Source organism: Staphylococcus equorum, from assembly GCF_029024965.1.
Taxonomy (GTDB): domain Bacteria; phylum Bacillota; class Bacilli; order Staphylococcales; family Staphylococcaceae; genus Staphylococcus; species Staphylococcus equorum.
On the sequence record NZ_CP118982.1, the window covers coordinates 2,641,944 to 2,655,781 of the forward strand.

Annotated in this window: 9 protein-coding genes and 2 pseudogenes; 2 read left to right on the top strand and 9 right to left on the bottom strand. The window is 34.0% G+C overall.

Annotated features, from left to right (window positions below; translation table 11 throughout):
- Positions 1–41 precede the first annotated feature (41 nt).
- The 7 genes and pseudogenes from PYW44_RS12855 to PYW44_RS12885 form a co-directional block, all read right to left on the bottom strand.
- Positions 42–1,226: a thiolase family protein gene (locus tag PYW44_RS12855; protein ID WP_002506159.1), complete on the bottom strand. Its 1,185-nt coding sequence runs from the start codon at positions 1,224–1,226 to the stop codon at positions 42–44.
- Positions 1,227–1,258: 32 nt separating this feature from the next.
- Positions 1,259–3,517 (bottom strand): 3-hydroxyacyl-CoA dehydrogenase/crotonase FadB, encoded by a 2,259-nt coding sequence (gene fadB / locus PYW44_RS12860; RefSeq protein WP_002506160.1) that lies wholly within the window; start codon positions 3,515–3,517, stop codon positions 1,259–1,261.
- Between the two features lie 52 nt (positions 3,518–3,569).
- Positions 3,570–4,778, bottom strand: a complete 1,209-nt coding sequence (fadE, locus tag PYW44_RS12865) for an acyl-CoA dehydrogenase FadE (RefSeq protein ID WP_002511908.1) — start codon at positions 4,776–4,778, stop codon at positions 3,570–3,572.
- 93 nt (positions 4,779–4,871) lie between these two features.
- Positions 4,872–6,398, bottom strand: a complete 1,527-nt coding sequence (gene fadD / locus PYW44_RS12870) for a long-chain-fatty-acid--CoA ligase FadD (protein ID WP_002506162.1) — start codon at positions 6,396–6,398, stop codon at positions 4,872–4,874.
- Between the two features lie 21 nt (positions 6,399–6,419).
- Positions 6,420–7,991: pseudogene (fadX, locus tag PYW44_RS12875) on the bottom strand (fatty acid degradation protein FadX); the annotation flags it as partial.
- A 339-nt stretch (positions 7,992–8,330) separates the two neighbouring features.
- Positions 8,331–8,762, bottom strand: a complete 432-nt coding sequence (locus tag PYW44_RS12880) for a universal stress protein (RefSeq protein WP_021339291.1) — start codon at positions 8,760–8,762, stop codon at positions 8,331–8,333.
- 234 nt (positions 8,763–8,996) lie between these two features.
- The gene (locus tag PYW44_RS12885) at positions 8,997–9,899 is read right to left on the bottom strand and encodes an ABC transporter substrate-binding protein (protein ID WP_002506165.1); all 903 of its coding nucleotides are present in this window, start codon (positions 9,897–9,899) and stop codon (positions 8,997–8,999) included.
- 632 nt (positions 9,900–10,531) lie between these two features.
- Between PYW44_RS12885 and PYW44_RS12890 the strand changes: the two genes are divergently transcribed.
- Entirely contained in the window at positions 10,532–11,152 is a 621-nt protein-coding gene (locus PYW44_RS12890) for a hypothetical protein (RefSeq protein ID WP_002506166.1), read from the top strand.
- A 530-nt stretch (positions 11,153–11,682) separates the two neighbouring features.
- Entirely contained in the window at positions 11,683–12,000 is a 318-nt protein-coding gene (locus PYW44_RS13415; protein WP_236582974.1) for an FCD domain-containing protein, read from the top strand.
- Positions 12,001–12,133: 133 nt separating this feature from the next.
- Here the strand turns inward: PYW44_RS13415 and PYW44_RS12895 are convergent, their stop codons facing one another.
- Together PYW44_RS12895 and PYW44_RS12900 are read right to left on the bottom strand one after the other, a co-directional pair.
- Positions 12,134–12,229: a type I toxin-antitoxin system Fst family toxin gene (locus tag PYW44_RS12895; protein ID WP_021339293.1), complete on the bottom strand. Its 96-nt coding sequence runs from the start codon at positions 12,227–12,229 to the stop codon at positions 12,134–12,136.
- A 226-nt stretch (positions 12,230–12,455) separates the two neighbouring features.
- Positions 12,456–13,827, bottom strand: a pseudogene (locus PYW44_RS12900) (CitMHS family transporter).
- Positions 13,828–13,838: the final 11 nt, after the last annotated feature.

The following is a 13,838-nucleotide window of genomic DNA, read 5'->3' on the forward strand; positions in this document are numbered from 1 at the left end:
CTTACGCTTAAGGGGTTATTTATTACATATTCAAACTACGATTATCTTACATATTCAAAAATGCCAGCAGCACCCATGCCAACGCCAATACACATCGTAACCATTCCGTATTTCGTATCTGGCTGTTTCTTCATTTCAGAAAGTAGTCTGCCTACTAACATCGCGCCTGTTGCGCCAAGCGGATGCCCTAGTGAAATTGCACCACCATTAACATTGGTTTTCTCCATATCTAAACCTGTTTCTCTAATGGAAGCTAATGTTTGAGATGCAAATGCTTCGTTTAACTCAACTAAATCAATATCTTTAACATCCAAGTTTGCTAATTTCAATGCTTCTGGAATAGCATACGCTGGACCAATACCCATTAACTTAGGATCTACACCCACAGCTTTAAAGCCAACAAAGCGTGCGATGGGTTTCACGCCTAATTCTTTTACTTTTTCACCAGACATGACTACGACAAACCCTGAACCATCTGTTAAGGGTGCCGAGGAGCCTGCGGTCACTGTACCGTTAGCCTTAAACACTGTAGGTAATTTAGCTAAAGTTTCCTTATTTGTATCTGGTCTGATTAATTCATCGTCTTTAAATACTTCTTTCGAAACGACTGGACCATTTTGATCATAAGTGACTTTATTCACTTCAATCGGTATAATTTCGTCATCAAATTTACCTTCTTGTTGTGCTTTTGTAGCACGTTGATGACTCTGTACTGCATATGCATCTTGGTCTTCTCTAGACACATTGTAAGTTTCTGCTACCATTTCTGCAGTTAGTCCCATTGGATAAGAAACACCTGAATCTTCATCTTGCAGAATCGGATTGTTTGTTGGTTCATTACCACCCATTGGTACTGCACTCATCAATTCAATACCGCCTGCTACAAGGATGTCTGCTTGATTCGCGTTAATCTGGTTTGCTGCATGCGCAATCGTTTGAAGGCCTGATGAACAGTAACGGTTAACCGTTTGTCCTGGTACTTCGTTTGGCATGCCTGCAAGTAATGCAATTGTTCTTGCAATGTTCTGTCCTTGTAAGCCTTCTGGAAATGAATTGCCGACGATAACGTCTTCTACCATACTAGGATCAAATGAACCTCCAACTCTTTCCAATACACCTTTTAATACTTTTGCTGCCACTTCATCTGGTCTTTCGTGAGCCATTGCCCCATTCTTTGCCTTACCAGCTGCTGAACGTCCATAAGCTACAATATATGCATCTCGCATTTAAGTTCACCCTTTCTTTTTACTCTCAACTATTAATTACGTAATGGTTTTCCTTTTTCTAACATGTGTGAAATTCTGTCATACGTTTTTTTATTTTGTAAAAGCTCTAAAAATCTTTCTTTTTCAAGTGTCTGTAAATATCTTTGATTCACGTATGTGTTACGAGGAATGTCACCGCCTGCTAATACTTCTGCCACTTTCAACGTAATTTCATAATCGTAGTCACTGATAAAGTTACCCATACGTTGTGCATCTAACTGACCTTCAGCTAATGCCTTAAAGTCTTTGCCTAAAGCAATATATTGTGATTTTGGTGTAGGTACATAATTAGTTTCTGATTCGTAACGCGCTCTATTTAATGCAACTTCAACACGTCTTTCAGTATTCAATATTACAGTATCCGTCTCTCTCAAATAACCATATTTCACTGCTTCATATGCATTTGTAGAAACTTTTGCGAAACCAACTTGCATTAATATTTTAGTAATTGAATCTTGTTTATCATTGTTTTTATGATTTGTGCGCAATACTCTATCCGTTAATTCTGCGAGTCCACCACCAGCTGGTAGTAAGCCTACGCCTGTCTCAACAAGACCAATATAAGATTCACTTGCAGCTACCACAAATGGTGAATGAAGTACAAGTTCGCAACCGCCACCTAAGGCTCTACCTTGAACTGCAGTAACAACTGGTTTCAACGCATGTTTCAGTCTAGTGAATATATAATGAAGTTTTTCGACCATGGCGCCTACTTCTGATACCACTTGGTTTTCTTCATGTGCTTTTTTCATTTGATACAAATTCGCACCGACACTAAAGTTGTTGCCGCCTGCATAGATGACCATGCTACTATAGTCTTCATCTTCTAATTTGTTAATTGATTCTAATAAATCATCAAGGAATCCGCCAGTAATCACATTATTTTTACTTTGTAATTTTAAAAGTAATTGATCTTTATTCGCCACAGATAAGTTAGAATCTGCTCTTTCCCAAATTTCTTGATCAATATACTCTGCGACTGGTGTAACACGTTCAATAGATTCACCTTCACTGTAGAATGGTTCATTGCGTTGCTCTATCCAATCTGGAAGTGATCCTAATTCTTCTTTCATGCGTGACTTCACACGTTCGAAGCCCATTAAGTCCCACAATTGGAATGGTCCTTGTTTCCAGTTAAAACCCCATACTAATGCGCGATCAATATCTTTAAAATCAGTTGCCGCTTTCGGCACGTTAATCGCTGAATAATAGAAATTATTTCTCAATGTTTCCCATAGAAATATGCCTGCATCATCTTGTGCATTAAAGATAACGTCTAAGTTAGAAGCCAAGTCTTTATTAAACTTGCCTAAAATCTCTAATTGTGGTGGTTGCGGTGGCACATAATCATTTTGCTCTGCATCAAAGACGAAACGCTTTTTATCTACTTTTTTATAAAATCCTTGTTTCGTTTTATTACCTAATGCACCTTTTGCCGCTAATTTTTCCGAAAGTTTTACATCGTGGAAAAATGGTTGTTCATCTGGAACGCTTTGCATACCTTTAATTACGGTCATAGCAATATCAAGACCAACTAAATCTGATAAACCATACGTTCCCATTTTTGGTCGTCCAATACTACGGCCAGTTAAAGCATCCACTTCTGTAATAGAAAAATCTTGGTTTTCAGCTCTGTACATAATGTCATTCATCGTTTGTGTACCAACACGGTTAGCCACAAATCCTGGGACATCATTTGCAACAATGACACCTTTCCCTAATACATCTTCTGCAAATGCTTGTACGCGTTCCACTACCGCTTCAGACGTTTTTTCATTTGGAATTACTTCGACTAATTTCATAATGCGTGGTGGATTAAAGAAATGCATTCCGAAAAAGCGTTCTTTATCTTTTCCTTCAAATACATCTGCAATCGACTCTATTGGAATACCTGATGTGTTCGTCGCAAATATAGCATCATCTTTTGCTACCTTTTTCACTTTATCCCAAACATTATGCTTAATATCCACTTCTTCTTTTACTGCTTCAATATAAATGTCAGCGTCATCTTGCTCAACTAAATCTTCATTAAAGTTGCCATAAGATAAATTTGAGGCAAAGGCTAAGTCAAATAGCTGTGGACGCTTTGGATTAGTTATTACTTCATAAGCTTTTTTGGAAATTTTATTAGGTTCATTCTCATCAATCACAATGTCTAATAATTTTACTTTTAAACCTGCGTTGACAAGGAGCGCAGCGATTTGACTACCCATCGTGCCTGCACCTAACACAGTTGCTTTTCTTATCGTCATACTAAAACCTCCAAATTGTTTTTTCTATATCTTCAATCGTTCATATTTTATATTAAATAAATGCTGAGTCTCCCGTGATTGCTCTTCCAATTACAAGTGCATTGATTTCATGTGTGCCTTCATATGTGTAAATCGCTTCAGCATCTGCAAAGAATCTTGCAATATCGTACTCTCCTGCTAAAATACCATTTCCACCATGCACACCACGGCCCATTGATACTGTTTCTCTTAATCTCAGTGCATTCATCATTTTAGCTGTTGAAGTTGCCACTTCATCATATTCACCTTTTGCTTGCATACGTGCAAGTTGCGCACATGTCGCCATTGCTTGAGCTAGATTGCCTTGCATCATAGCTAATTTCTCTTGAATTAATTGGAACTTACTAATTTCCTTACCAAATTGTTTACGTTGCGTTACATAGTCTGTCGTAGCTTTTAATGCGCCTGCCATCGCTCCTGTAGCCATGTACGCCACGCCTGCACGAGTAGAATATAATACTTTCGCAATGTCTTTAAAGCTATTAATATTTTGCAGCCTTTGTTCTTCTTTCACGACCACATTTTTCAGACGAATTTTGGCGTTAGGAACGATACGGAGTGCAATTTTATTTTCAATAAGTTCGATTTCCACGCCTTCTTGACTAGGCTCGACAATAAAGCCTTTAGGTTTACCAGTATCTACATCTACTGCGTATACTGGCATAACGTCGGCTACATTTGCACCACCAATCCATTTTTTCTCACCATTAATAACCCATTGATCGCCCTCACGTTTCGCAGTAGTTTCTAATCCACCCGCGACATCAGAGCCATGTTCCGGTTCTGTTAATGCAAAGCACGTACGTAATTCGTGTGATTGTAATTTGGGTAAATAATAGGCTTGTTGCTCTTTACTACCACCAAACCAAAATGAATTATGACCTAAGCCTTGATGTACACCGAGTAATGTCGCTAAAGAAACATCAAATTTGGCTATTGTGTATGACATAAAGAATTGGAATAGTTGACTAGGTGTTTTTTCTCCTTCACGTCCTTCAAATAGTAACGGATTTTGGAAATAGTTTAATTTACCCAATTCTTCAAAATAGTCTTCTGGCTCAGTCGCATTTAACCAATGCTCATTAACTGAGTCTCTATATTTTTCTTCTAACATATCATTAAGCTGTTTTAATAATTTAACTTCTCCTTCAGTTAAATCTTTTGCAATACTTAAAATATCCTCTGGATATAATGCTTTGATTACTTCTTCTTTTGTTGGCATAATTAAAACCTCCACTTTAATGTTAACGCTTACAAATCTTGTCAAAAAAATTTATAGTTATTATTTTAAAATATTTATAAAAGCATAAGTTATTTAAGCTAATTCATCATCTTGTTGACGCGCTTTGTCAGCTTTATTATTCATCTTCTTCTGTAACTCTAGCTTATCTGGTTTTGAAGTTGAGTTCAGCGGAATATTTGTTAATTTTAAATACATTCTCGGAATCTTATACCCAGCTATGTGTTCTCTCATGTGTGCGTCTAATTTTTGTTCAAAGTCTGGATCATCTTCAGTCAATACCACTGCTGCTGAAACAGATTCTCCATATTTAGGACTTTCATAGCTCACTACCACACCTTGTGCTACTAATGGATGTGTTGATAAGACCGCTTCTACTTCAGAAGGCAGCACATTTTCACCACCAGTGATAATCATTTCTTTACGTCTATCAACGATATAGATATCACCGTCTTCATCTATTTTTGCTAAATCTCCTGTTAAGAAATATCCATCTTTGAAATTTTTCGCTGTTTCTTCTGGTTTCTTCCAATAACCTGGTGTAACATTGTTACCTTTAACAGCTAATTCGCCAATTTCTCCAGTTTGTATATCTTCAAATTCATCATTTAAAATACGATAGTCCACAAACATGACAGGCTGCCCAATACTACCAGGTTTTTCAGCGCCATTTTCTGGCGTGTTAACCATTGTTAGTGGCGCTTCCGTCAAACCGTAACCATTAACGATAGATAGGCCCATACTGTTAAATTTCTTTTGCACAGCAGGTAGTGGTGCTGACCCACCTTGAAGTAAGAATTCAATGTTATCGAAGTTTTTAAGATCAAAATTCTCTGCAACTAACATTGCATAATACATCGTTGGTATCTGTATTAAATAATTTGGTTTGTAATGTGCCATGAGATCATTTAATGCTTCACCATTGAAGTAGCGTTGTATAATCAGTGTGCCGCCTGCCATTAGCAATGGTAACGTCAAATCGTTAAAGCCTAATACATGAAACATTGGTGTCGAAACAATCGTCTTATACGTAGAATTTATTTTATAAGTGAGCGCCGTATTTATTGGATTATTGACGAAAGTTTCATACGTAAACATAACGCCTTTAGGTAATCCTGTTGTACCACTTGTGTACATTAACGCTGCTAAATCATCTTTTTCTACATGTACCGTTTTGAATGGACGGTGATTGTTTGGATCGACCATATCATCATATTGTTTTGAATCGACATCCATATGAATGAGTTCGTCTGCGATTCCCTCTAAACTTGATAAATGCTTTTGTGAATAAAAAATTAATTTTACATCAGAATCTTGAATCACGCTTTCAATTTCCTGTGTTTTCAAACGCCAATTCATCGGTAAATATACTGCACCTATTTTAAATGTAGCGAATAATAAATCCAGAATAGCTACATCGTTTGGTGAGAAAATACCAACGACATCCCCACGTTCTATACCTTGATCTTGTAAATGATTTGCTAAGTTCTCTGCACGTTTATTTAAATCTTGATATGTCCATTCAGTACCTTTAAATGGATCGATAATTGCTGGCTTTTCCTCATCAAATACTGCTCTCGTTTTAATCCAGTCGTAATTCATATTTTTCTCCCCCTTATTTTTAATTCGATCTTCCGACTTAATTACCTGAGACAGACCTCCCCATGTTTTTTGATAAATATCATTCTGTGTTATGTTAATCTCGTCAGAAATGATTGGTTGAAACTCCATATTTGCTAAAATATCTCGCTCTAAATCTAAACCAGGTGCAATTTCAATTAATTTAATACCTTTGTCCGTCAGTTCAAACACTGCGCGTTCAGTAACAAAATAAACTTCCTGTGCTAATTTTCGTGCATTTTCAACATTAAAATCTATGTTGCCAACTTCTTTTACAAATTTAGGTGACTTACCTTGTGTTTCCACTTGGGCTTCACCGTTCACAAAATTTAGTTGACCCCCAACAACCATTGAAGCTGAAAAAACAATCCTTTTAACTGATTGGCTAATATCAATAAAACCACCACACCCATTCATTTTGTCTCCGAACTTAGACACATTAACGTTGCCATATTGATCCACTTCAGCAAAGCTTAGGAATGCGACATCTATGCCATCGTTATAGATAAAATCCCATGTTAACTCGTGTCTCATGCGTGCACTTAGATTGTAGTTCATACCAAAGTAATTACCGCTACTAATTAAGCCACCAAAAACGCCTGTATCTATATTCGTTTGAACTAAATGATTGGCCTGCTCCTCTTCTAAAACATTCGACAATTCATTATTAATGCCAAAACCAATACTGATTACATCTCCTTCAAGTAAATATTGAGCTGCACGTCTCAAAATCACTTTACGGGTACCTAATGCTATATATGGCTCTCGCATTTCAGTAATCTGATAATGTCCTGAAAGTGCTGGGTCATATTGTGTTTGGACAACCTGTCTGTGATATTTCGGATTGCTATTAACTACAACGTAATCTACAAGTTTACCCGGAATAAATACATCACTCGGATTGAAACGCCCACTTTGGATGACTGCTTTCACTTGCACAATCACTTTACCTTTATTCTTATGTGTAGCTGCTGCAACACTGTAACCCTCTCCAAGATGTGCTTCATGCGTCATATAAATATTACCTTCTGTATCGGCATATGTACCTCGTAACAATGCGACATCAATTTCTGGAAAATCATAATTTAAATATGTTTCTCCGTTGATTTCAATTAAAGATACTAGATCCTCTGTCGTACGCGTATTTACTTTGCCACCAGAATATCTAGGATCAACATTGGTATTCAGCCCAATCTTAGTAATTGTTCCTGGTGAAGCAGATGTTTGACTACGATAATGCGTCGTAATTACACCTTGAGGCACGTAATAGGCTTCAATATCATTATTGCGCATTGCATTGATAGTCTTAGGTGAACCAGTAATAATACTTGTGATTAATCGTTTGATCATACCCCTTGATACAAAAGAATCTAAATCATAACTGTCGCCACGATAATCACTAATATCGTTTGCCAACATAAAGGTGAAGGCTTTAGGCGTTTGATGCTCATCATATTGATCGACTAATGTTTTGAGAATCTCAGCTGGTAAGTTAGCCGTTGATAATGCTGCTAGGGCTATCACATCACCTTCATTAATGATGTCTTTCAAATCTGAAAACGGAATAATTTTCATACTTGCGACTCCTATCTTTGTTTAATCCGGCTATTTTATCTATCATTTTCCCCTTGAATAATCTCTCCCTTTTTAATAAATGTAAACCCTTACATGTAATATACCATTATTATTGAAAATTATGCAAAAATTCTTTATTTTACATAGTAAATTAATAAATAAAACAGATAATGGCGGGCATAAATTAGCGAATTAAAAATCCCTTCAAAATCCACACTTTTTCAGCGCACACCTTGAAGGAACACATACTTTTATAAGATTGTAGTACTTTTTAGGTCAGCATATATTAAAAATATTAGCATGATGCTTAGTTTAATAAGGTTTCTATGCTTTTAATCTTTATTTAACAATTAATACTGGGACAGAACTTCTTTTAGCAATCTTATGCGTAACATCTCCTAAAACGTGTTTAATATTCAAACTCACTCTATGATTACTCATAATTACTAAATCGTATTCACCTTTATCTGTATCGCCAGAAGTAATTTTGTCTAAGATTGTATCTTTAACAGGTCCAAAATCAATATCTACTTTATATTGAACCTTTTTTTCATCTAATTCGTGTAAAAATGGAGCAAGGCTGCTTTCTTTTTCTCTAATAATATCACTTTTTTGTTCAATATAATTTTCTAAATTAGTTGCAAAATTAGCTTCTTCAACAACATGATAAACTGTAACAATTGAATCTGTATCAACCATTTTTACTAAATGGTCAGGAATCGCACTAAAATCATTTTCAAAATCATAGGGTAATAATATATTTTTAAACATATACACTAACCTCCTAGTAGCAAGTATTTAGATACCTATTACTTATATAATACCCTCAAAAATATTTTTTAATTTAGTAACAACAAATGCCAACCATTGGAGAACTAAATTCAAAATAGTTGAAGTTAGAAACTTGATAATAACAGAGTTGTGTCTAAAATCATTTTACATTATGAAAGAATACAAAATTGTTTATCTTAAATATTCTAATTATTATTCTATAAAAAGTTAAATTTAGTTGTTTAGCAATTTGGATTTTAGTATTTTTCTATTTTCTTCTAACGAGTATGGGTCATTATACCAATAGTTTTCAGCTTTAACGTGAAATACATGACCTTGATTTACTGACGGAATATTCTTCCAAACATTAGTTTTTTCAAACTCTGGAGAGGATTTTCTCTCGCTCATTGTAATAATATAGTCTCCAGCGTATTTAGGCATTGATTCTAATGATAAAGCTTTATACCCATCTTTTTTCACTACCTTTTCTAAAGGTTCTGGCATTTTTAAATTAAATGCCTGATACAAAATTTCTCCTCCTCTCCCCCAATCTTTACCGAAAGCATAATATTCTTTATTAAAGTCATCAAAAATTGAAACTGTGGCATTAGTGCCAATGTGCTTTTTAATTTCATTAGCATCTTTAGCTGTCTGTTTCTTCCAATTATTCACCCATTGCTTTGCTTTTTCTTCTTTTCCTAATAATTTTCCTAATTGAATCTGAGTATCTAAATAATTTCTTTTACCATATTCCATCGGGATTGTTTTTGTGATTTTTTGGAACTTCTTCAAGTTTTTGTCATCAGTATCTGCAACAATAAGATCTGGTTTTAGTTCAGCTATTTCTTCTACATTTTCAGCGTTTATTTTTTTAACCTTTTTGAATTCTTCGTTTAATATCTCACTTTGCTTTATGTCTTTGTTCACACCAACTACATGTCCACCTAGTTGCTTTATACCTCCTGCGTATGTATCAGCTGCAACAACTATACGTTGGGGATTTTTGGGTATACTTATCTTTTTACCAGAGTCTAAAGTATACTTTTTTTCATCTTTCGCCTTTTCTTTATGAGCATTATTGCTACATGCAGATAGTAGCAATAATACTATTAAAAATGGTACTGTTAATTTTTTCATCTATAATCCCCCATATATAATTGATATTGATATTCATTATCAATTATATATTTTTTTGTTACTTTAGCAACTACTATTTAAAAGGCTAATGTTATTAATAATATCCTTCTCTTTACTTTAGAATATATTTTTAATTAAAATTATATTTTTATTATTAATCCAATTGTTTTATTACACCCAAAATTGTTTAAACGAGCAATCAATTTTTATAAAGAACTAGCAGTAGTCTGACCCACTCTTGTGGGAAAAATGCTATATGAAGACTACAAATTAAGGCATTACACACGAAATAAAGGGTGAAATCGTAAAAAAGTCGGAGCAATTGTCGACACACAGAAGCTTACTTTCAATAAAATATTTTAATCTACTCATAATTAAATTCGAATGAATCAATTATGTTTCTTTAAATGTTGAACTTTGATATAGTCGGATATTGAATATAAAATATCAGAATTATATTAAAAGTAGGTGTTTTTATTTCTTCAAATATTATTTCTATTCAAAAAATATCGGCTTTAGCACTTCACATTTTAATGTGGGGTGTTTTTCTATGTTTTTAAATCAACGTTTAATAATAGATGTTGTGAAGTCTATCTATTATATAAGTAAAAATTCTATAAGGAGCGTAATGTATGATTGTAAAGGATAGTATTACCAATCCATTTAATATAATTTGTAAAAATAAATATGAAGAAACAAATGCCTTCACATATAATAGGTTAATAAATTATGGAAGTGCTTATTATTATTTAAAAGATACTTCATTTGATTATATTTCTAAAAGTGTTGTTAGTAAGTGTGATGGTGTAGACAACGAGGAATTCAAATCTAGGTTTTATCATTATGGAGAAACTGAAAAATTTTGTATCGAAGAACTAGAAGTAACCTCTACATTTGAAAATAAAGGCGTTATGACCATTATGTTTTGTGACGTTATGCTAGCAATGTTAACTAGTGAATTATCACATCAACATCATATAGAGATTAAATTTATAAACACATCAGATTTGATAAAAGATGGCAAAATAGTAAACGTGTATCATAGTGTGATACCTAATTATGAATTATCAACAACTAAGCCTGATAGTACAAGAATATCTTTAGAAGGCCAACGTAATAAATCAAGCATTGAATTTTATCAAGATATTTATAATATATTTCCTTTAGAGACTAGAGAAGAAGATATTGAATATTATACAAGTCTAAGAGCTGAAAAAATAAAAAGCTTTAATGAAAAGTTAAAAGCTATTTAGAGAGTTAACAGCAACTATCCGTAAGCATTGTTATTAAGTATAAATTTGATTTTGAAACAATTAAGAGACCCCATTAAAAAATGAACAATAAAATCAGGTGAAAGAGATTTTTAAAGGAAAGGTAAGAAAAGAACATGATGAAAGAGATAATAGCTATAATAGTACTGTCTTACGGCATCATTACAGGTGTATGGTATTTATACGTAAGTCATGGAGAATTAGAAGGCTTGAAGAAAAAGATAACCACTGCCCTTTCAATATTAAACAGTCTTATAGTAATTATATTTGGGGGATTAACGCTTTTAAACCTTTTATAAATAATAAGTTATGATCAACCTTTAATATTATCAGCACTATCGATGTTCCAACTGTCCATATTAGAAGAAAATAAAATTAGAGCGTTTTATATTTACTTTGGTTTAGCCCTCCTTATAATAAATCTCTTTATACGTTAGATGGAAAAGATAAAAATATTGATATTTATTTAGTGTATTACTTTTAATTCCTTCGATTACTTTTAAAATAAAATAATTGTAGCCCAAAAGAAACATCTAGAGCAAGGCGACTTATATCAATGGTCAAAAGAAGACGATGCATTCCATGAAAAAATCACTCAATTAGCTAATAATTCTAAACTTATCAATATGAGAAATATACATGGTGATCAACTTTTTAGAGTTCGTTTATACACTATTAATGAAAGACCTATACCTGAATTTTCAGTTGAAGAGCATGAAGCCATGTTAACTTGTATGAAAATTGGCGATGCAAAAACCGCAAGACAATTAATGGAATATCATAGAAAAAGAGCTTGGAAGGAAATAAAACAGGTTCTAAAACACTTATAGATATATGGCTGTATTTTGCATTTCCAACCCTTATGATGTTATAATTCACTTAACAAGGAATCCAATATGGATACACCAAGCCCCTCACTATTACGAGTAGTGAGGGGCTTTTTGTAGGTGTGGCTATTGTCGCCTATTTTTCATTACGTTTACGCAGCCAATGCGTAAATAACGCAATGATACAATCACTGATGACTGTGATCGTCATGTGAACAAGGAATTCCAACATAGATAACACCTCCTCTCTACGTCGGCTTGACGCCTGAGAGATAGGCTACTCAACTATTATACCATCTGTAAATACGCAAGCATATGGACTTCCGATAAGTTGAATTATGCTGAATAGATTTCTAACAAACTATGATACATTTATAATCAAAAAGCGTATTCGCATTATAGTGTCTAGTTGATTAAATTTGTTCAATTGCCCGTTCAATTGCCCGTTTAATTATCCATTAAACTGTTACTACACCCATTAGAATAGCAATTATCAACAGAATAATCGCAAATCCCCAAATCCAGAAAAATGCATATTTAATATAAGTACCCATATTCGCTTCTGCTAATCCAATAGCTAACCACAAGGCTGGAGAAAATGGACTTACAAATGTACCAATAATATTACCTATAACCATAGAATAGGCAGTTGAAATAGCGGGCACGCCAAATTGACTTGCTGTTTGTTCAACTATAGGTAAGACTGCAAAATAATAAGCATCTGTACTTGTGAGTAAATCAAGTGGCACACCAAAAATGCCAACAATAATATGTAAATAAGGGCCTACAGCGTTAGGAATAATATGAATAAAGTTAACTGCAATAGCTTCTAACATACCCGTTTCATTCAATACTCCTAAGAACATTCCTGCTGCAATAATCACAGCGGCCATCATTAATGCATTTGGTGCATGTGCTTTCAAACGACTCATTTGTTCATCTACATTGGGAAAATTAATAACTAATGCGATTGCTACACCAATCATAAAAGCAAATTCTGGAGGCGCGATGTTTGCTAACATTACTACGATAATTACAATTGTAAGTAAAGCGTTAATCCAATTCATCCATGGATTATTAATAGCTACACCACGTACCGGAAATTTTATATCTTGGTCACGCTCATAATTTTCAACTATCTTATTTATATCTAAGTGTTGTGTATCAGCTACTTCACCTTTATTAATAGCTTGATTAATACGTAATTTTTCTCTAAAACCTAAAAATACTGCGAAAAGTAACACCAGAATAAATCCTGTGATTTGTATAGGAATGATACCATACCATAACTCATTAACATTTTTAACACCTAAAACTGATGCAGTACGTGCCATTGGCCCTCCCCAAGGCACCATATTCATAATTGCAGCACTTAAAGCAAGTAGTAATAATAGTAGATAACGGTTCATGTTAAGTGCTTTATATTAAAGGTAATAAAGCAGGAATAGAAAGTAAGAAAGTCGTAGCTCCAGCACCATCAAGTTGAGCAAAAGTGCCTATTAATGCGGTTACAATACAAACAACAATTACATTGCCTCTTGTTAGCAAAATTAATTTCTTTACGAGAGGTTTAAATAAACCACTATCACTCATAATACCAAAGAAAATAATAGCAAAAATAAACATAATAACGACATTTATCACTTGATCCAAACCACTATTGAAAAACTCAACTAAATCTCCAATACTATAACCTAATACTAATGCCCCAACACTAGGTATTAAAATCATACCTACCACTGGACTAATACGTTTTGCAATTAACAAACCTACAATAGATATGATAATTATCAATCCAACAATTGTTAACCAAATACTATCTTGTTGCATAAAAATCCCCC